The following is a 19,596-nucleotide window of genomic DNA, read 5'->3' on the forward strand; positions in this document are numbered from 1 at the left end:
CGCCCCGTCACCGCGGGGGGCGGCACCGCCGTCACGGTTCCCGCAGCGCCGCGAGCGCCGAGGCCAGGTCGTCGGGGTAGGGGCTGGTGAACTCGACGTACCGGCCGTCGGCGGGGTGCTCGAAGCCGAGAGTGCGCGCGTGCAGCCACTGCCGGGACAGCCCCACCCGCTTCGCCAGCGTCGGGTCGGCGCCGTAGGTCAGGTCGCCGACACACGGGTGGCGCAGCGCGGAGAAGTGCACCCGGATCTGGTGGGTGCGCCCCGTCTCGAGGTGCACGTCCAGCAGGCTGGCCGAGCGGAACGCCTCGATCGTGTCGTAGTGGGTGATGCTGGGCTTGCCGCCCTGCAGGACGGCGAACCGGTAGTCGTGACGCGGGTGCCGGTCGATCGGCGCGTCGATGGTGCCCGACGACGGGTCGGGGTGCCCCTGCACGACCGCGTGGTACCGCTTCTCGACGGTCCGCTCCTTGAACGCCCGCTTCAGCGCCGTGTACGCGTGCTCGGACGTCGCGACGACCATCACCCCGGTGGTACCGACGTCGAGCCGGTGCACGATTCCCTGCCGCTCGGCCGCCCCGGACGTCGACAGCCGGTACCCGAGCGCGGCGAGCCCGCCGGTGACGGTCGGCCCGGTCCAGCCCGGCGACGGGTGCGCGGCGACCCCGACCGGCTTGTCCACGACGACGATGTCCTCGTCGTCGTGGAGCACCGACAGGCCGGCGACGACCTCGGCGGGTCCCTCGATGACGGCCGGCGCGGCGGCGTCGGGCAGCTCGACCTCCAGCCAGGACCCGCCCGGCAGCCGGTCGGACTTGCCGGCGTCGCGGCCGTCGACCTGGATCCGGCCCTCCTCGGCCAGCCCCGCGACGACCGTCCGCGACAGCCCCAGCAGCCGGGACAGCCCGGCGTCGATCCGCATCCCGTCGAGCCCGTCGGGAACGGGCATACTCCGCAGCTCACCCATGTCTCAGCCCCGCGTCCCGTCGATCTCGACGCCGCGCAGCGCCATCAGCACCAGCAGGATCCCGCCGCACACGATGCCGGAGTCGGCGACGTTGAACACCGGGAAGACGCTGCCGTCCGGCGCGAACACCGCGACCATGTCGACGACGTGCCCGCGCATCGGCCCCGGCGAGCGGAAGAACCGGTCGATCAGGTTGCCCAGTGCGCCGCCGAGGACCAGGCCGAGCCCGATCGCCCAGCCGGTCGACGCCAGCCGGCGCGCGATCCGGATGATCACACCGACGACCACGACGGCGACGATCGTGAGGATCCAGGTGTAGCCGGTGGCCATCGACCACGCCGCACCCGGGTTGCGCAGCAGGGTCAGCCAGAGGAGGCCGTCGATCACCGCGACCGGTTCGCGGTCCTCCAGCGTCGCCACCGCCGCGATCTTGGTGACCAGGTCGAGGGCGAGCACGAACCCGGCGATCCCGGCCAGCAGGAGCGTTCCGCGTCGCCGGACGGCGGGATCGGCGGGCGTCTCGCTGACAGGGGGATCGGCACTCACACCCCCGATTATGACGAGCGGCCCCCGTCGGAGTGCCAGCGGACCAGCTTCCCGCCCCGGTCGACGTCCCGGATCCGCTGTTCGGTGGCGTCGCGCACCGCGCGGGTGCTCACGACGAGGAACTGGTCGCCCTCGCGGAGCCGGGTCTCGCCGTCCGGGGAGAACGCCGCGGACTCCCGCACGACCAGGCTCACCGTCGCCCCGGCGGGCAGCCGGAGCTCGCGGAGGTAGACGCCGTGCAGCCGGGACCCGGGCGGGACCCGGACCTGGAGCAGCTCGGCGTCGGCCTCGTCCAGCGGGGCCGCGTCGATGTCGATCTCGCGGGTGCCGGTCCGGGAGACCACGCCGAGCAGCCGCGCGACCCGCGGCAGGCTGGTGCTCTGCACCAGGGTGAGCAGCACGACCAGCACGAACACGACGTCGACGAGCATCTGGTTCTGCGGCCCGCCCTCGGTGAGGGCGACCAGCGCGAGCACGATCGGCACCGCACCCCGCAGCCCCGCCCAGGACAGGAACGCCTGCTCCCGCAGCGGGACCCGGAACGGCAGCGCCGCGGCCAGCACCGACAGCGGGCGCGCGGCGAGCAGCACGACACCGGCACAGACCAGCGCGGGCACGATCGCCCCGGGCAGCCGCTCGGGCACCGAGTAGAGCCCGAGCAGCACGAACAGCCCGATCTGGGCGATCCACCCGGTGCCCTCGGCGAAGGACACGACGCCGCTGCGGTGCGGCAGCCGCGAGTTGCCCAGGACGAGCGCGGCGCAGTACGTCGCGAGCAGACCGGACGCGTGCACCCCCTGCCCGGCGGCGTACGCCAGCAGGCAGACCGCGATCGCGGCGAGCGGGTAGAGACCTGTCGACGGCAGGGCCGCGCGGCGCAGCGCCCACGCCCCGCCCGCGCCGAGCAGCACCCCGATCAGCGCACCGGCGGCGAGCTCGTAGACGACGAGCAGCGGGGTGGTCCAGCTGATCGGGTCGCTCCCCGCGAGGACGACGACGGCGATCACCACCGGCGCGTCGTTCATGCCGGACTCGAGCTCCAGGGTCCCCGCCAGCCGGCGCGGGACGGCGACGCCGCGCAGCACGCTGAACACGGCGGCCGCGTCGGTCGACGACAGCACCGCACCCCACAGCAGCGCGGTCCGCCACTCCAGGTCCAGCAGCAGGTGCAGCAGCCCGCCCGCGACACCGATCGACACCGCCACCGACAGCGTCGACAGCAGCATTCCGAGCCCGAGCGCGGGGCGGACCGCCTCCCACCGCGTCGTCATGCCGCCCTCGACCAGGATCAGGACGAGCGCGGCGAGGCCGAGGGTCTCGGTGAGCCCGGCGTCGGAGAACTCGAACCCGAGCACCGACTCGCCGAGCAGCACCCCGATCCCGAGGTAGAGCAGCAGTGAGGGCAGCCCGAGCCGGACCGAGATCCGGACGGCGAGCACGCCGAGCAGCAGGACCCCGGCCGTGACGCCGAGCAGCAGTTCCAGACTCATGACCGGCTCAGGGGGTCCACACGAGGGTCACGACGGCGGTCGGCCGCGGCGGGATCCCGGTCAGCGCCTCCTCGACCTCCGGGACCCGGTCCGCGGGCAGGCAGAGCCGGCGCGCGACCCACGCGGCGTCGTGCGGGAGCCGGCGGTCGCGCTCCCAGCGGTGCACCTCCGGCTCGGTCCCGAGCTCCTCGCCGAGCACGGCGACGGCGTCGTCGGCGGTGGCGCTCGCCGGGCGCTGCAGGTTGTGGAACCGTTCCCACAGCGGGTCGAGCCAGGCCATCGGGTGCTCGGGCAGCATCTCGACCACGACGCCACCGGCCCCGCCGCGGACCGCGGAGGTCAGCGCGGCGAGGAACGGCGGCAGGTCGACGACGTTGTGCAGCACGTGGTGGCAGACGACGACGTCGTGCCGTCCCGCCGCGCCGGCGACCTCCGGCCAGGAGCCGTGCACGGTGCCGTGCGGGACGCCGCGGTCCCGCGCGGTCCCCGCGAACACCGCGAGCATGTCGGCCTGCCGGTCGGTGCCGACGACCCGCGCGACCGGTGACGGGTCCGGCCAGGCCGCGCCGAACGCGGCCTCCCCGCCGCCGCAGCCGACGTCGAGCAGGGACGCCCCCGTGCACGTCCACGCAGCGGCCCGCTCGGCGAGCGCGCGGGCGGCCCGGCGCGACGGCGTGTCGGCGGGCGTCTCCGGCGGGGTGAAGTCGGCGGTGGCGTGCGTCCACGGGTCGGCCGGGGCGTCCCGCAGGATCCGCTCGGGGATGCCGCGCGCGGACTGGCGCTCCCGCCACCTCCGCGCCGCGTCACCCATGGGGTGAGGGTAGTGCGCCGTTCCACCCCGACACGGCGTGCCCGCCGGCGGTGTCGGGCACATCCCGTCCGCCCGGCCTCCGTGGTCCCACGGGGGACACCGGGCCGACGGCGCGGAAGACGGGGGTCCGCGGACGGACCCCGCAGGACGTGGTGCGGCACGACCACGACTTCCCGGTGTCCCCGGACGGGCTGGGCGAGCTGGAGGCCGACGTCCCGGTGCGGGCGGGGAGCCCCACCGGTTCGCGGACGCTCACGGGGGCGCTGATCTTCGCGCTGCGCGACCCGCTGCGCGCCGCCGGCCACGACGAGCTCCTGGCGCCCCGGTGCCCACCGGTCGCACCGGGGGCGACGGTGCGCTGCACCGTGACGGGCGTGCCGGCCGCCGTCGAGGTGAGCCGCCCCGGCGACGGCGGGCGCCACCACCTCCACCTGACGGTCACCCCGCAGCCCTGAGCCCCGGGCTCCCGCATGATCACGGATCGGGCAGCCGGACGGCCGTTCGTGACCGCCTCGGCTCCCGATCCGTGACCACCGGCCGTCAGGCCCGCGTGACCGCCGCCCGCAGCTCGACCGCGGCACCGTCCGGGCCCACGACCTGGCCGGACGACGCCGCACCGTCCGCGGAGCCGTACGACACCGCGGTCGCCAGCACCTCGCCGGCGACGAACGCCTCGTGCGTGCGGACGGCGTCGAGCACCGCGTCCGGCCCGTCCAGGGTCAGCCCGATCCGGTCGGCGACGGCCAGCCCGGCGTCACGGCGGGCCTGCTGCACCACCCGGACGACGTCGCGCGCGGTGCCCTCGGCCGCCAGCTCCGGGGTGACCGTCGTGTCCAGCACGACCAGCCCGGCGTTCCCCGGCAGCGCCTGGGTCCGCTCCGGGTCGGCGGCGACGAGCTTCTCGGTGAACTCGCCGTCGGTCAGCGTGATCCCGGCGGCGACGACGGACCCGTCGGCCTCCTGGCTCCACTCCCCCGCCTTGACCGCGCGGATGCACTTCTGCACGTCCGAGCCCAGGCGCGGTCCGGCGACGCGGGCGTTGACCGCGATCTCGAACCGGCCGTGGGCGGCGACGTCGTCGGTCAGCTCGACCGAGCGCACGTTGACCTCGTCGCGCAGCAGCCCGGTGAAGGGCTCCAGCGCGGCCGCGTCGGCGGCGGCGACGATGAGCCCGGGGAGCGGCTGGCGCACCCGCACCTTCGCCGACTTGCGCAGCGACAGCGCGGCGCTCGCGACCTGCCGGATCCGGTCCATCCCCGCGACGAGTGCGGCGTCGTGCGGCAGCCCGGCGCCGGGCTGCTGCTGCGTCACCGTCGGGTCGGCACCACCGGGCCAGTCGGTGAGGTGCACCGAGCGGCCGCCGGTCAGGCCGCGCCAGATCGCCTCCGTGGTCAGCGGCAGCAGCGGCGCCGCGACCCGGCAGGTCACCTCCAGCACGGTGTGCAGGGTGTCGACGGCGTCGCGGCGCACCGCGTCGTCGGTCGACCAGAACCGCTCGCGGGAGCGCCGGACGTACCAGTTGGTCAGCGTCTCGGCGTGCTCGCGGATCCGCTCGCACGCGCCGGCGACGTCGTAACCGTCCATCGCCGCGGTGACGCCGTCGACCAGGTCCGCCGTCTTCGCGAGCACGTAACGGTCGAGGACGTGCGTCGAGTCGGTGCGGAAGGTGCCCCGCCCCTTCCCGGCGTAGAGCGACAGGAAGTACCAGGTGTTCCACAGCGGGAGGATCGCCTGGCGGACGCCCTCGCGGATGCCCTGCTCGGTGACGACCAGGTTCCCGCCGCGCAGCACCGGGCTCGCCATGAGGAACCACCGCATGGCGTCCGAGCCGTCGCGGTCGAAGACCTCGTTGACGTCCGGGTAGTTCTTCCGCGACTTCGACATCTTGGCGCCGTCGTCGCCGAGGACGATCCCGTGCGCGACGCAGTTGCGGAACGCGGGCCGGTCGAACAACGCCGTCGCCAGCACATGCAGCGTGTAGAACCAGCCGCGGGTCTGGCCGTTGTACTCGACGATGAAGTCGCCCGGGTAGTGGTGCTCGAACCAGTCGGCGTTCTCGAACGGGTAATGGACCTGGGCGAACGGCATCGAACCGGACTCGAACCAGCAGTCCAGCACCTCCGGCACCCGGCGCATGGTGCTCTGCCCCGTCGGGTCGTCCGGGTTGGGCCGGGTCAGCTCGTCGATGTACGGGCGGTGCAGGTCGGTCGGACGCACGCCGAAGTCGCGCTCCAGCTCGTCGAGCGAGCCGTAGACGTCGGTCCGCGGGTACCGCGGGTCGTCCGACTGCCACACCGGGATCGGGCTGCCCCAGTACCGGTTGCGCGAGATGCCCCAGTCGCGGGCGCCCTCGAGCCACTTGCCGAACTGGCCGTCCCGGATGTGCGACGGCGTCCAGTCGATCTGCCGGTTCAGCTCGACCATCCGGTCGCGGAACCGGGTGACCTCGACGAACCACGAGTCGACGGCGCGCTGGATCAGCGCGTTCCCGCACCGCCAGCAGTGCGGGTACGGGTGGTCGTAGGTCTCGTGCCGCAGCAGCACGCCGAGCACGTGCGGCTCGGTGCGCTCCTTGAGGTCGCGGATGATCGACGGGTTGGCGTCGAACACCTGCAGGCCGGTGTAGGGCGGCACCTCGGTGGTGAACTCACCGCGCGAGTCGACCGGGTTGACGACCTCGATCCCGGCCGCGTCGGTGACCTCCTTGTCCTCCTCACCGAAGGCGGGCGCGATGTGGACCAGCCCGGTGCCGTCGTCGGTGGTGACGTAGTCGGCGGACAGGATCCGGTGCGCGTTCGCACGGCCGGTGAAGAAGTCGAACGGCGGGGTGTAGCCGACGCCGAGCAGGTCGGAGCCGGTCAGGGTCGCGACGACCCGCGGCTCCTCGCCCAGCTCACGGGCGTAGGCGGCGACCCGGGCCTCGGCGAGCAGCCACCGCTCCCCCTTCGCCTCGACGACGACGTAGTCGACGCCGGGGTGCACGGCGACGGCGAGGTTCGACGGCAGTGTCCACGGCGTGGTCGTCCAGACCAGGGCGAGGGCGCCGTCGAGCTCGGGACGCTCCGGCGCGGCGAGCCGCAGCCCGACCGTGACGGCCGGGTCCTGCCGGTCCTGGTAGACGTCGTCCATCTTCGTCTCGGTGGCCGACAGCGGCGTCTCGCAGCGCCAGCAGTACCAGAGCACGCGGAAGCCCGAGTAGACGAGCCCCTTGTCCCACAACGACTTGAACGCCCACATGACGGACTCCATGTAGTCCAGGTCGAGCGTCTTGTAGTCGTTGTCGAAGTCGACCCAGCGGGCCTGCCGGGTCACGTAGTCGCGCCACTCACCGGTGTAGCGCAGCACGGAGGTGCGGCACGCCTCGTTGAACGCGGCGACGCCCATCTCGTCGATCTCGGACTTGTGCTTGATGCCGAGCTGGTTCTCGGTCTCGACCTCGGCCGGCATGCCGTGGGTGTCCCAGCCGAACCGGCGCTCGACGCGCTTGCCGCGCATCGTGCGGTAGCGCGGGACGACGTCCTTGACGTACCCGGTCAGCAGGTGGCCGTAGTGCGGCAGGCCGTTGGCGAACGGCGGGCCGTCGTAGAAGACGTACTCGTCGCCGCCGTCGACGCCGGCGGGGCGCTGCTCGACCGAGGCGCGGAACGTGTCGTCGGCGTCCCAGCTCGCGAGCACGTCCTGCTCGAGCGTCGGGAACGTCGGGTGCGCCGGCACCTCGGGGTATCCGGTCTCGCTCACGGCTGTCGGCTCCTCGTGCGATGCGTGTCTCGCACGGGGACGACACCGGCCCACCTCGGACCGAGCCGCGGTACCACCCCGCTTGCGCGCGCGAACCCGCGTGCGCCTCTCGTCGGACGGCGATGACGGGCCGCACCCGTCCGGTTCTACTCGGGCCGTCTTCACGGCCCTTTCTTCCGGAGGCTCCCCGGTGATGGCCGGATCGGTGCCTGTGGAACCAGGGTAGCGCGGGCGCGCACCGGGATATTCCCCAGCCCGCGCCCGTGCCCTAGCGGACCTGTGCCGGGTGCCGCTCGCCGAGCGTGCGGTTCGGCGAGCACCAGCCGCACGGGGTGAACCCGAGCTCGACGGCCTCGCTGACCGGCAGCGGGATGACCGCACGTCCGGACAGCGCACGGCAGGTCTGCACGTGGTAGCGCGGGTGCTCGTCGATGACCAGCACCTCGTCCGGGAGCCGGGCGACCAGGTTCGCGAGGGTCGGGTCGCGGGGCTCCTCGGGGGACTCGGCGTCGGCCGGGGGCTCCGCTGCGGCCCCGGTCTCCGCGGGGGATCCGCCCGCGACCGTTCCGCCCGCGACCGCCTCGGAGCCGTCGGCCGTGCCGGCACGGTTGCCGGCGACGTCCGGGGCACCGGCGGCGCCCATCGCCGTCGTGGCCGCAGCACCCGCCGTACCCGCGGCACCCGTCGCGCCCGCCGGGCCGATGGCGTCCGCCGTACCGGTGCTGCCGGGGGCGTCCGCCGGGACGGCGGTCGTGTCCGTGGTGCCGGTCGGGGCGGCGGTCGTCGCCGACGCCGCCGGGCCGGCTGTCGTCGGCGAGTCGCCGGGCGTGCCCGGATCCCCGCCACCGCTCGCAGAGTTCGCGGACCCGGCGCCGAAGCCCGGGTCGTCGGACGGCCGCCGGTCGGAACCGGCCACCGCTCCCGCGATGCCCGCGGCACCGACGGCGCCTGCGGCACCGGCCGCAGTCGCCGTCGTCATGTCGTCACGTCCGGCCACGCCGCCGGAGCCCGGCGCGGACCGCTCGTCCTCGGAGCCCGGGGTGCCCGGGGTCTCACCGGAACGCTCCTCGCCCGAGGTGCCGTCGCCGGAGCCGCCCGGAGCACCGGAGCGCGTGGGGCCGCCGCCACGACCCGCACCCTCCTGGTCCGCCGGAGCGGCCTCGGTGGAGATCGCCGCGGCGGCTCCTCCGGACCCGTCCGGGTGGCCCGTGGCCGACGCCGCGGCCGACTCGGACCCGGATTCAGTCACGGACAGTGACGAAGAACCACTCGATCGGGAAACGCCGGACGGTCCCTCTGCAGAGCCGGGCGGCCGGACGACCGGCATGCGGATGGTCGCATCGGTCGCACCGGCACCGTCCTCGACACCGCCCGGGCCGCCGGGAGCACCCGGCGGTCCCGCCGCGGCAGGGCCGCCCTGCGGGGGTCGGACGACCGGGAGGACCTGTGTCGCGGGCTCCATGTCGGCGCCGTAGCGCGCCTCCATCTCGGCCCGTTCGGGCGTTCCCACGGCCGCGTGCGCGGCCGCCTCACCGGAGCCCGTGTGGTCGGCCCCGGCCGCCTCCGACCGGTCACCGGCCCGCACCGCGGACCGGGTCTGCCACCAGTCGTAGAGCAACGCGAGACCGGCCAGCAGGCTGATGCCCACCGACGTCCAGGCCAGTGCCACCACACCCAGGAACCATCCTGCGAGCAGCAGCACCAGCGCGATGACCACGAGGATCAGGACCAGCACCAGCATCGGCGAACTCCGTCGGTCGGCAGCGGCACCCGGCCGCTACCCGGTCGTCGTCGGTCGTCTCGGGCGCGTCACCGCGCCCGAGCGTCAGCTCCCGGTGTCGGCCCGCTGGCCGTAGCCGGAGGCGGCGTACCCACCGTTCGAGCCCGACCGGTTGGCCGTGCCGGAGCTGTCCGACGGTGCGGCCGACCCGCGGCCCTCCAGGTCGCGCAGCTGCGACTCCAGGTAGGTCTTGAGCCGGGTCCGGTACTCGCGCTCGAAGGTGCGGAGCTCGTCGATCTTCTTCTCCAGCACGGACTTGTCCCGCTGGATGGCACCCATGATCTCGTTCTGCTTGCGCTCGGCGTCGCTGACCAGGCCTGCGGCCTTGTCGCGCGACTGCCGCTCGAGCGTCTCGGAACGGGTACGGGCGTCGTTGAGCATGGTCTCCGCACGCGAGCGCGCGTCGTTGACCAGGCCGTCGGCCTTCGTCCGGGCGTCGGAGAGGAGCTGCTCGGACTTGGTCCGGGCATCCGACAGCATCGTGTCGGCCTCGTTCTTCGCCTCGGCGGTCAGCCGGTCGGCCATCTCCTGGGCCAGGCCCAGGACCTTCGCGGCCTGCACGTGGTGGTCACCGCCGTCGTCGGCGGCAGCGGCCACGGCACCGGCCAGCTGCGGCGCGGGCGCACCCGGGCCACGGCCCATCGGCGACGGCGACGCCTGCAGCGCCTGGGTCTGGGCCGGAGCCGGCTGGCTCCGGGCCTCGTCCAGGTCGGCCTCGGCGTCGCCGAGGCGCTGCTCGAGCTGGGAGACCTGGTCTCGGAGGTCGTCGTTCTCCCCGATCAGCCGGGCCAGCTCGGCCTCGACCAGATCGAGGAAGGCGTCGACCTCGTCCTCGTTGTATCCCCGCTTACCGATCGGGGGTTTGCTGAACGCGACGTTGTGTACGTCGGCGGGCGTCAGCGGCATCGGATCACCTCATGCGGTCCTCGGCGGCACTCCTGGGTGACTGGGGCTCATCCCAGGAGCTGTGATCTGACGGCGGTCATCGCGATGAACACCACCAGCACCACCACCATAATCGACAGGTCCAGTCCGACGCCTCCGATACGGACCACGGGGATCACTCTCCGCAGCAATTTGACCGGAGGGTCGGTCACGGTGAAGACGACCTCGAGCGCCACCGCGGGCGGGCCGGCGGGTCGCCACTGGCGCGCGAACGACCGGACCATCTCGACGACGATCCGGGCCGCGAGCAGCAGCCAGAAGAAGAACAGGACGTAATAGATCAGGAAGCCGATCGCGGTGGACACGGCTCAATCCTGTCGGAAAGCTCCGCGCTCGGCGAGCCTCCGCGCGTCGTCGGCGGACACCTCGACGTCCGCGGGGGTGAGAAGGAACACCCGGTCGGTGACCTTGTCGAAGCCCCCGCGAAGCGCGAAGACCAGTCCCGCAGCGAAATCGACCAGGCGTTTCGCCGTCGCGCCGTCGAGATCGGTGAGGTTCATGATGACCGGCACACCCTCGCGGTAGCGCTCGCCGATGGTCCGCGCCTCGGTGTAGCTGCGGGGGTGCAGCGTCGTGATCGAGGACAGGCCGGCGGCGTTGCGGTCACGCTGCTCGGGCACCGTCGACGGGGCCGGAGCGGGCGCCACCGGGGCCACGCGCTCCTCCCGCTGCGGCTCCCGGGAGGGGCCGCGGAAGGCGTCGGGATCCATCGCGAGCGAGCCGCGGACGGCCGCTCCGGCGCCGCCGCCGATGGGGGTCGGGAGCATTCCACGGTCGCCGGGACCCGTTCCCGGCTCCCGCTCGCCGCGGGCTTCCTGCCGCACGGCGCGCGCCGGACGGACCGGTTCGCGCGCCGTACGGGCGCCCCAGCCGTCGTCGTAGCCCCCGGGGCCGTCGTAACGGTCGTCGTCGTAGCCGGCCGGGTCGGCGAACCGCCCCCCACCGGACGACCAGCGGTCGCCACGCGGGCCGACGTGCTGCTCGTGGCCGCCCCGGTAGTGGTCCGGTTCGTCCACATAGTCCATCTCGTCGGCCGGGACCATGCCGAAGTAGGCCTTCAGCCGGTACATCGCGCTCATCCGCTGTCCCCTCGCAGTACTGCTCGACTCCGTGCGCGGCCAGCGCGCACCCCGCGTTCTGGCGACGGTCTCGCCGATGGCCCTGTACCCGTACCGACCAGCGATTACTCGGAGGCTATCCGCCGTTCCCCCACAAGAGCCGTACCGACACGCACCACGGTCGATCCGTGATCGACGGCGGTCTCCAGGTCGGCGCTCATCCCGGCGGAGAGCTCGACCGCACCGGGGTGGCGCTCCCGTGTCCGCCGGGCGGCCGCGGCGATCGTGGCGAACGCTGGCTCCGGCTCCCCCACCAGCGGCGCGACGGCCATCAGGCCCCCGAGCTCGAGGCCGGGCAGTTCGGTGACCAGGTCGGTCAGCTCGTCGAGCCCGTCGTCCGGCACGCCGCCGCGGTCCGGGTCGCCGTCGACGCTGTACTGGACGAGCACCGGCAGCGGACCGCTGCGCTCGCCACGGTCCCGCGCCTTCGCGACCTCCTTGTCGATCGCCCTGGCCAGCCGGGGCGAGTCGACCGACTCGATCCGTGTCACCCACGGGAGCACCGCCCGTACCTTGTTCCGCTGCAGGCCCCCGACGAAGTGCCAGCGGGCGTCCGCGTCCGGGCGGAGCCGCGCGACGTCGGCGACCTTCGTCCCGGCCTCCTGGGCGCGGTTCTCGGCGAACGCGGCGAGCCCGAGGTCGATCAGGTCCGCGACGTCACGGGCGGGGACGGTCTTCGTCACCGCCAGCAGGGAGACCGCGGCGGGGTCGCGACCGGCGGCCCGGCAGGCCGCGTCCAGTCGTTCCCGGACGGCGCCGAGACGTTCCTTCAGCTCCGCGGTGCGGTCGGGCGGGTTCGAGTCGGCCACACCGGTCATCGTGCCGCGCGTGCGGGGGCGCCGCGACCGTCGCGCACGTCACGCGGGTCGAGCCAGGTGATCGCGGCCTGCCTGCCGCACCGGCCCTCGCGACGGTGGCTGAACAGGTCGGGGTCCTCGATGGTGCAGCGCGGGTCGGTGCCGACCTTCGTCACGCCGAGGCCGGCCAGCCGTCGGGCCAGCCCGGCGCGCAGGTCGAGGCCCGCGGTGCCCGTGCGGGTGGTCGACGCGCTGCCCGGCAGTGCGGCCTCCACCTCGTCGCGCATCGCGGCCGGAACCTCGTAGCACTGCCCGCAGACGGCGGGGCCGAGCAGCACCTCGAGCCGCTCGGGGGCGGCGCCGAGCGCCGTCATCTCGCCGACGACGGCGTCCAGGACCCCGGTGGCGGCGCCGACGCGACCCGCGTGTGCTGCCCCGACGACACCGGCCTGTGGATCGCCCAGCAGCACCGGGACGCAGTCCGCGGCGAGCACGGCGATGCCGAGCAGCGGCACGTCGGTGACGACGGCGTCGACGTCCGGGACGTCCGGTGCCACACCGCCGGTCCCCGGACGGGCCCGTGGCGGCTCACGCAGGACGGTCACGTCGCGCCCGTGCACCTGCGTCAGGAACACCAGCCCGGACAGGCCCAGCTCGCGGACCACCCGGGCCCGGTTCGCCGTCACGGCCGCCGGGTCGTCACCGACGCCGAGGGACAGGTTGAACGTGGCGAACGGGCCGCCCGACCGGCCGCCCGCACGCGTCGTCGTGACCCGGCGGACGCGCGCGCCGGGCCGGGACGGTACCTCCGGCACCGCGGTCAGCGGCGCATGAAGGGCGGGACGTCCACCTCGTCCTCCGCGGGGTCCGCGGCGGCGGGCGGGCGGGCCGCGGTGCCGTGCGAGGCCGGCGCGGAGACCGGCCCGGTGGCGTCGGCCCCCGGGGCGGCGTGCTCGTTCCGGAGGTCGGGCTGGCGCGGCGCGGGAGCGGTCGGCTGCGCCGGCGGCAGCACACCGGTCCGGTCCGCCGAGACCGACGCGGGCAGGTGCGGCGCGGTCCGGTCGGCCGCCTGCCCCTGGGCACCGGCGGGCGGCGCAGCAGGGGTGGTCGGGGTGACGGGCGAGGTCGGCGACGTCTGCTGGGTGGCCGGCGCCTGCGGCGCGGCCGGCTGGGTCGCGGCCGGCTCGGCCGGCTTCTGGGTGCCCTGGCGGAAGACCGCGGGCTCCAGCTTCTTGTGCGTCGGGGTGCCGCCCTCGAACCCGGCCGCTATCACCGTGACGCGGACCTCGTCGCCGAGGGAGTCGTCGATCACCGTGCCGAAGATGATGTTCGCCTCGGGGTGCGCGGCCTCCTGGACCAGCGACGCGGCCTCGTGGATCTCGAACAGCCCCAGGTCGGAGCCACCGGCGATCGAGAGCAGCACGCCCTGCGCTCCGTCCATCGACGCCTCGAGCAGTGGCGAGTTGATGGCCTTCTCGGCGGCCTGCACCGCCCGGCCCTCGCCGCGCGAGGACCCGATGCCCATCAGCGCCGAGCCTGCACCGGACATCACCGACTTGACGTCGGCGAAGTCGAGGTTGATCAGGCCCGGCGTGGTGATCAGGTTGGTGATGCCCTGGACACCGGAGAGCAGCACCTCGTCGGCGGAGCGGAAGGCGTCCATCAGCGAGACGCCCACGTCGCCGAGCTGCAGCAGCCGGTCGTTCGGGATGACGATCAGCGTGTCGCACTCGTTGCGGAGCCCCTGGATGCCGTCCTCGGCCTGGCCGGCACGCCGGCGGCCCTCGAACGTGAAGGGCCGGGTGACCACGCCGATGGTGAGCGCGCCGAGCTTCCGCGCGATCGAGGCGACGACCGGGGCGCCACCGGTACCGGTGCCACCGCCCTCACCCGCGGTCACGAAGACCATGTCGGCCCCCTTGAGGACCTCCTCGATCTCCTCCGCGTGGTCCTCGGCGGCCTTGCCACCGACCTCCGGGTTGGCGCCGGCGCCGAGACCGCGGGTCAGCTCGCGACCGATGTCGAGCTTGACGTCGGCGTCCGACATCAGCAGCGCCTGGGCGTCGGTGTTCACCGCGATGAACTCCACGCCCTTGAGGCCGACCTCGATCATGCGGTTGACGGCGTTCACGCCGCCGCCACCGATGCCGACGACCTTGATCACGGCCAGGTAGTTGTGCGGGGGCGTCATGTGCGGCACCTTCCGTCTCGCTCGGGGTCCGGGTCCAGGGGTCAAGCTCCGGGTGCCCCGGGCCTTCGCGTGCAGACGCTAGGTCGGATCCACGGCCCGGGTCCAGCAGGCGCGCCGCGCGGCGACAACACCCCGCCCGAGTGGTTCGCGTTTCCCGGTCACGTGAATCGCGTACGGTCGCCGGCCGGTCACCCTGCGCCGACCTTCCCAGGACACGACGGGGTGCCCGCCGGCGGGGCCGGTACGCCGGACCTCGACGGCCGCCGTGCGCGACCGCCGTCCGGGTGGGACGCCCGTACCGGACGGGGGTCGGTCTCAGTCGTCGCGGACGGTCACGAGGGCCGGGCTGGAGACGTCGTAGACGGTGCCCTCGCGGCCGAGCAGCGGGCCGAGCACGGCCGCGCGCCGCTCGGTGGCGGCGCCGTCGGCCCACGGACCCCACAACACCCGGCGGCCCTCGGTGAGGCCGAGCTCGAACGTCGAGCCCGCCGCGCCCGCCGACAGCGTCTCCACCTGGTCGCGGACCGGCTGCGGCAACGCCCGCAGTACGGCCACGGCGGCGAGCGTGGCCGGGTCGTCGGGTGCGACCGACGACAGCTGCAGCACGGGCAGCCGCACGTCCGGGGGCGCCGGCCGGTAGGCGAACCCGGCGACGTCGACGAGCATCCGGCCGTCGGGCGTGTCGGCCAGCGCGACCGGGGTCCGCTCGGTGACGGCCACGGTCAGCGTGTCCGGCCAGGAACGGTCCACGTCGACGGTCGCGACGCCGGGGATCGCCGAGACCCGGGAGGCGACGGCGGCGGTGTCGACCGCCGCGAGCGGTGTGCCGATGTCGACGGCGGCGGCGTCGACGACGTCCCGGGCGGGGATCTGGCGGGCGCCGGTGACCTCGACCGACGCGACCCCGGGCCCGTACTGCGCGAGGCCCCACCACGCGGCGGCGGACACCCCGAGCAGTGCGACGACGACGGTCGCGACCAGCGCGACCGTCCGACGGCGGCGGTGGCGCGGGTCCCGGGTGCGTCCCCGGTCGGCGGACCGGGCGGCGGTGCGTTCGCGGACCGCGGCCGCGCTGCGACGCCCGGGGCGCGGGGTGCCGTCCCGCTCCCCCACCGACGGACCGATCTCCTCGCCGTCGGGCCCCCCGTCCCGGTCGGCGGCCGGGTCGGTCTCCCGCGAGCCGGACCGTCCGGACCGCCCGGACCGCCCGGACCGCTCGGCGGACCGACGCTCACGGATGCGGCGGGCGCGCTCGGCGGCCCGTCGCTCCTGCTCGGGGGTACGCCGGCCGCCGGTGCCCGCGTCGTCGCCGTCGGTCATCGTCGCCCCCGTCCGTGTGCCTCGCCCGGCACGTCACCGCCCGGGCCGGTCATGCCCCGTCGTCGCCGACCGCCAGCTCGCGCAGGATCTCCGGGCCGAGCGCCGTGATGTCGCCGGCCCCCATGGTGATCACCGTGTCGCCGTCGGCGGCGAGCGCCGCGATCGCCGCGGGCGTCTTCTCCCACGACGGTGCGCGGTGCACCCGCTCGGCCGGCAGCCGCACCTGGTCGGTGATCAGTGCCGGGCCGACTCCGGGCTCGGGGTCCTCCCGGGCACCGTAGACGTCGAGGACCATCACCTCGTCCGCGAGCGACAGCGACGCGCCGAACTCGCCCGCGAACAGCCGGGTCCGGGAGTACAGGTGGGGCTGGAACGCCACCAGCACCCGTCCGCGGCGGCCCTGGACCACCGGCGCGGCCTCGCGCGCGGCGCGCAGGGTCGCGGCGACCTCGGTGGGGTGGTGGGCGTAGTCGTCGTAGACGGCGACGCCGCGGACGCGGCCCTTGAACTCGAACCGCCGCTGCACCCCGCCGAACCCGGCGAGACCCTCGAGCAGGGCCGCCGGATCCTGGTCGACGGCGGTCCCGGCGAGGAACGCACCGAGCGCGTTGAGCGCCATGTGCTCGCCCGGCACGCCGAGTGCGAGCTCGTGCTCCTCGCCGCCCCACCGGAACCGGGTGCGGGACCCGACGCCGTCGGGCGCGAAGTCGAGCAATCGCGCGTCCTGCGAGCCGGTGGCGGTGCGGCCGTAGCGGCGCACGGTGATCCCGGCACGCTCGGCGTGCACCGCGACCAGCTCGGAGCCCGGGTCGTCGGCGCAGGTGACCAGGGTGGCGCCGGGGACGAGCCGCTCCAGGAACCGCTCGAACACGGCGCGGTAGGTGGCCTCGTCGCCGTGGTGGTCGAGGTGGTCGGGCTCGACGTTGGTGACGACCGCGACCGACGGCGCGAACGCGGTGAAGGAGCCGTCGCTCTCGTCGGCCTCGACGACGAAGACGTCGCCGCTTCCGTGGTGGGCCCCGCTGCCCGACACCGACAGGTCGCCGCCGATGGCGAACGACGGGTCGGCGCCCGTGTGCTGGAGGGCGACGGTGACCATCGACGTCGTCGACGTCTTGCCGTGCGTCCCGGCGACCGCGACGAGCCGTCGGCCCTCGGTGAGCGCGGCGAGCGCGACCGCACGGTGGACGACCTGCAGGCCCTGATCGCGGGCGGCGGCCAGCTCCGGGTTGGTCTCCCGGATCGCGGTGGAGACGACGACCGTCGGCGGGTCCTCGCCGTCGTGGCGCAGGTGGGCGGCGTCGTGACCGACCTCGACCCGGGCACCGAGCGCGCGCAGCGCCGTGACGGTCCGGGACTCGCGGGCGTCGGAGCCCGAGACGGTGATCCCGCGGGCCAGCAGGATGCGGGCGATCCCGCTCATGCCGGCCCCGCCGATCCCGATCAGGTGGACGTGCCGGCCGAGTGCCGTGTCGACACCGCTCACCGCCCCGCCACCTCCATCACGATCCGCGCGATCTTCTCGTCCGCCTCGCCGTGCCCGGCCGCGCGGGCCCGGCGGCCCATCGCCAGGGCGAGGTCCGGATCGGTGAGCATCGGCACGAGCTCGTCGAGCGCCCGCTCGGCGGTCAGGTCCTCGTCGGCGACGAGCTTCCCGCCACCTGCTTGGACCACCGGGCGGGCGTTGAGCGCCTGCTCCCCGTTGCCGTGCGGCAGCGGGACGTAGACGGCGGGCAGCCCGACCGCGGTCAGCTCGGCGACCGTGGTCATGCCGGACCGGCCGAGGACGACGTCGGCCGACGCGTAGGCCAGGTCCATCCGGTCGATGTAGGGCATCGGGACGTACCCGGGCCGCGGGTCGGCCGGGGTGCCGTTCTTCCCGTAGGCGTGCAGCACGGAGATGCCGCGCTCGGTGAGCGTCGGCAGGATCGCGGCCACCGCCTCGTTGAGGGAACGCGCGCCCTGCGAGCCCCCGAAGACGAGCAGCACCGGCCCGTGCGGGGGCAGGTTGAAGTAGGTCCTGGCCTCCGGGCGCAGCGCGGCCCGGTCGAGCGTGGTGATCGACCGGCGCAGCGGCATGCCGACCACCTCCTCGTTCGCGAGCCCGGTACCCGGGACGGCGGTGCAGACGGCCGCGGCGAACCGCGCGCCGACCTTGTTCGCCAGCCCGGCGCGGGCGTTCGCCTCGTGCACGACGACCGGGACCCGGTTGCGGGCGCCGAGGTAGGCCGGCAGCGAGACGAACCCGCCGAACCCGACGACGACGTCGGCCTCCGCCGCCTCCAGCACCTCGCGAACCCGCTTGACGGCACCGCGGACGTTGCCGGGCAACTTCAGCAGGTCGGCGCTGGGCTTACGGGGCAGCGGCACCGGCGGGATCAGCTCGAGCGGGTAGCCGCGGGCCGGGATCAGCTGGGTGTCCAGGCCCTTCTCGGTGCCGAGCGCGGTGACCCGGGCGCCGGGGACGAGGCGGCGGACGGCGTCGGCGACGGCGAGGGCCGGCTCGATGTGCCCGGCCGAGCCACCCCCGGCGACGACGACCGACAGCGCGCCCGGGACGGGCGCCGGCGTCTGCTCCCCCGCCGGCCGGGTGGTCGCGGGCGGGAAGGCACGGGTGCCGTCGGAGCCGGGTCCCGGGGTGCCGGGGGCTCCGGAGCCGCCCGGGGCACCGGGCACGCCCGGTCCGCCGGGGCCCTCGGGGGTTCCGGGGCCGGCGAGGTTCGTGGCCGGTGGCGGACCCTGCGGGGCACCGGTGTCCGGCCGGTCCTGCGCACCGGGCGGCGGGAACGGGCCGCCCGGGAACGGTCCGGGCTGGCCGGGCTGGCCGGGCTGCTGACCGGGCTGGCCGGGCTGCTGACCGGGGATCGGCTGACCGCCCGGGTGGGGCGGCCGGCCGGGCGCCGCCTGGGCACCACCGGGCTGGGCACCACCAGGCTGTGTGCCGAACCGCTGCTGCGGTCCGGTGGGGTGCTGCTGCCCCGGGGGCATCGCGTGGCCGGCGGGGAACGGGCCGGGCGGCACCGTGCCGCCGGGCTGCCCCGGCCGTCCCTGCCACGCCTGCTGGCCCGGCTGCACCGGACGGGGCTGCTGCCCGGGTGCGCCCTGCTGCGGGTGCTGCCCGAATGCGCCCTCCTGCGGCTGCTGCCCGGGGGCTCCCGGCTGCCGGTACCCGGGCTGCTGACCGGGCATCGGCCGGCCCGGCTGGGCGGGGTAGGGGGGCATGCCCGGATGGGACCCGGCCACACCGGGGCCGTTCGGCCGGGCCGGTCCACCGGGCTGCCCCGGGCCTCCAGGCTGCCCCGGGCCTCCAGGCTGCCCCGGGCCTCCAGGCTGCCCCGGGCCTCCGGCATGCGGGAAGCCTCCCGACGAGACGGCGCCGGGACCGGACTGCTGCCCCGGACCGGCCTGCTGCGCGGGTCCGCCGGCGGGCGGCTGGGCGCCGGAGGAGGCGGGACCGGTGGGTCCGACCGGGCCTCCGGACTGCGCCGGTCGGCCGGACGCGCCGCCTGCGGGGGCCTGGCCACCGGTCGACGAGGAGCCGCCCGTCCACGATGCTCCGGGGTGCGCCCCGGAGGGGCCGGGCCCACCCGGACGGCCGGGGGCGCCTGCGCCCGGACGGCCCGCGGCGGGGATCCCGCGCGGCCCGGTCGTCGAGAGCGCGGCCGCGTCGCGGCCGGTCGGGCCCTGCTGCGGGCCGGCCGCCGGGATGTCCGGTCGCGGCTCGCCCTGCGGGCCGGTGGCGGTGGTCGGCACGTCGGTGGTGCCGTCGCCGGTGTCCGGTCCCGAGCCGGTCGTGCCGCCCGGGCGGGACGGGCTGCCGGATGCGGACGCGGCAGCACCGGGGTCGGCGGCACCCGGCTCCACGGCACCGGGCCCGGACCCGGCGGCCGCGGCCT

Annotated in this window: 16 protein-coding genes; 1 reads left to right on the top strand and 15 read right to left on the bottom strand. The window is 75.3% G+C overall.

Features of this window, described 5'->3' with window-relative positions; all coding sequences use genetic code 11:
* Positions 1–31 precede the first annotated feature (31 nt).
* Genes PP1_RS05930 through PP1_RS05945 form a run of 4 tightly spaced genes read right to left on the bottom strand, consistent with a single transcriptional unit; the run spans position 32 to position 3,811 of the window.
* The gene (locus PP1_RS05930; protein WP_010228650.1) at positions 32–964 is read right to left on the bottom strand and encodes an RluA family pseudouridine synthase; all 933 of its coding nucleotides are present in this window, start codon (positions 962–964) and stop codon (positions 32–34) included.
* Positions 965–967: 3 nt separating this feature from the next.
* Positions 968–1,510, bottom strand: a complete 543-nt coding sequence (gene lspA, locus PP1_RS05935; protein ID WP_010228652.1) for a signal peptidase II — start codon at positions 1,508–1,510, stop codon at positions 968–970.
* A gap of 8 nt (positions 1,511–1,518) precedes the next feature.
* Positions 1,519–3,000 (bottom strand): potassium/proton antiporter, encoded by a 1,482-nt coding sequence (locus PP1_RS05940; protein WP_010228654.1) that lies wholly within the window; start codon positions 2,998–3,000, stop codon positions 1,519–1,521.
* Between the two features lie 7 nt (positions 3,001–3,007).
* Complete coding sequence (locus PP1_RS05945) at positions 3,008–3,811, bottom strand: methyltransferase domain-containing protein (protein ID WP_075314121.1); 804 nt, start codon at positions 3,809–3,811, stop codon at positions 3,008–3,010.
* Positions 3,812–3,960: 149 nt separating this feature from the next.
* Between PP1_RS05945 and PP1_RS05950 the strand changes: the two genes are divergently transcribed.
* Positions 3,961–4,266, top strand: a complete 306-nt coding sequence (locus PP1_RS05950; protein ID WP_029239774.1) for a hypothetical protein — start codon at positions 3,961–3,963, stop codon at positions 4,264–4,266.
* Between the two features lie 85 nt (positions 4,267–4,351).
* On the opposite strand, the gene ileS is transcribed toward PP1_RS05950, so the two are convergent.
* The 11 genes from ileS to murG all read right to left on the bottom strand — a co-directional run bounded on the left by ileS (position 4,352) and on the right by murG (position 18,247).
* A complete protein-coding gene (gene ileS / locus PP1_RS05955) occupies positions 4,352–7,549 on the bottom strand; it encodes an isoleucine--tRNA ligase (protein ID WP_010236240.1) in 3,198 nt (1,065 codons plus the stop codon).
* 268 nt (positions 7,550–7,817) lie between these two features.
* Positions 7,818–9,290, bottom strand: coding sequence for a hypothetical protein (locus PP1_RS05960; RefSeq protein ID WP_075314120.1), 1,473 nt, complete (start codon positions 9,288–9,290; stop codon positions 7,818–7,820).
* Positions 9,291–9,374: 84 nt separating this feature from the next.
* On the bottom strand, positions 9,375–10,235 hold the full coding sequence (wag31, locus tag PP1_RS05965) for a DivIVA-like cell division protein Wag31 (protein ID WP_010224842.1): 861 nt from the start codon (positions 10,233–10,235) through the stop codon (positions 9,375–9,377).
* A gap of 47 nt (positions 10,236–10,282) precedes the next feature.
* Entirely contained in the window at positions 10,283–10,579 is a 297-nt protein-coding gene (locus PP1_RS05970) for a YggT family protein (RefSeq protein ID WP_010224840.1), read from the bottom strand.
* A gap of 3 nt (positions 10,580–10,582) precedes the next feature.
* Positions 10,583–11,353, bottom strand: a complete 771-nt coding sequence (locus PP1_RS05975) for a cell division protein SepF (RefSeq protein ID WP_029239207.1) — start codon at positions 11,351–11,353, stop codon at positions 10,583–10,585.
* A 104-nt stretch (positions 11,354–11,457) separates the two neighbouring features.
* Positions 11,458–12,201, bottom strand: a complete 744-nt coding sequence (locus tag PP1_RS05980) for a YggS family pyridoxal phosphate-dependent enzyme (protein ID WP_010224836.1) — start codon at positions 12,199–12,201, stop codon at positions 11,458–11,460.
* A gap of 5 nt (positions 12,202–12,206) precedes the next feature.
* On the bottom strand, positions 12,207–13,004 hold the full coding sequence (gene pgeF, locus PP1_RS05985; protein ID WP_010224834.1) for a peptidoglycan editing factor PgeF: 798 nt from the start codon (positions 13,002–13,004) through the stop codon (positions 12,207–12,209).
* A gap of 5 nt (positions 13,005–13,009) precedes the next feature.
* Positions 13,010–14,380, bottom strand: coding sequence for a cell division protein FtsZ (gene ftsZ / locus PP1_RS05990; RefSeq protein WP_060572672.1), 1,371 nt, complete (start codon positions 14,378–14,380; stop codon positions 13,010–13,012).
* A gap of 315 nt (positions 14,381–14,695) precedes the next feature.
* Positions 14,696–15,700, bottom strand: coding sequence for a cell division protein FtsQ/DivIB (locus tag PP1_RS05995; protein ID WP_010227268.1), 1,005 nt, complete (start codon positions 15,698–15,700; stop codon positions 14,696–14,698).
* 49 nt (positions 15,701–15,749) lie between these two features.
* Positions 15,750–17,186 (bottom strand): UDP-N-acetylmuramate--L-alanine ligase, encoded by a 1,437-nt coding sequence (gene murC / locus PP1_RS06000; protein ID WP_010227270.1) that lies wholly within the window; start codon positions 17,184–17,186, stop codon positions 15,750–15,752.
* On the bottom strand, positions 17,183–18,247 hold the full coding sequence (gene murG / locus PP1_RS06005; RefSeq protein WP_060576197.1) for an undecaprenyldiphospho-muramoylpentapeptide beta-N-acetylglucosaminyltransferase: 1,065 nt from the start codon (positions 18,245–18,247) through the stop codon (positions 17,183–17,185). The genes murC and murG overlap by 4 nt, the downstream gene beginning before the upstream one ends.
* Between the last annotated feature and the right edge of the window lie 1,349 nt (positions 18,248–19,596).

The organism is Pseudonocardia sp. P1 (assembly GCF_000178675.2).
In the GTDB taxonomy this organism is placed as follows: Bacteria; Actinomycetota; Actinomycetes; order Mycobacteriales; family Pseudonocardiaceae; genus Pseudonocardia.

Excerpts from the sequence above, each read along its gene's own strand:
- PP1_RS05930 (WP_010228650.1), bottom strand. The coding sequence starts at position 964 with ATGGGTGAGCTGCGGAGTATGCCCGTTCCCGACGGGCTCGACGGGATG.
- PP1_RS05940 (WP_010228654.1), bottom strand. The coding sequence starts at position 3,000 with ATGAGTCTGGAACTGCTGCTCGGCGTCACGGCCGGGGTCCTGCTGCTC.
- PP1_RS05945 (WP_075314121.1), bottom strand. The coding sequence starts at position 3,811 with ATGGGTGACGCGGCGCGGAGGTGGCGGGAGCGCCAGTCCGCGCGCGGC.
- PP1_RS05960 (WP_075314120.1), bottom strand. The coding sequence starts at position 9,290 with ATGCTGGTGCTGGTCCTGATCCTCGTGGTCATCGCGCTGGTGCTGCTG.
- wag31 (WP_010224842.1), bottom strand. The coding sequence starts at position 10,235 with ATGCCGCTGACGCCCGCCGACGTACACAACGTCGCGTTCAGCAAACCC.
- PP1_RS05975 (WP_029239207.1), bottom strand. The coding sequence starts at position 11,353 with ATGAGCGCGATGTACCGGCTGAAGGCCTACTTCGGCATGGTCCCGGCC.
- ftsZ (WP_060572672.1), bottom strand. The coding sequence starts at position 14,380 with ATGACGCCCCCGCACAACTACCTGGCCGTGATCAAGGTCGTCGGCATC.
- PP1_RS05995 (WP_010227268.1), bottom strand. The coding sequence starts at position 15,700 with ATGACCGACGGCGACGACGCGGGCACCGGCGGCCGGCGTACCCCCGAG.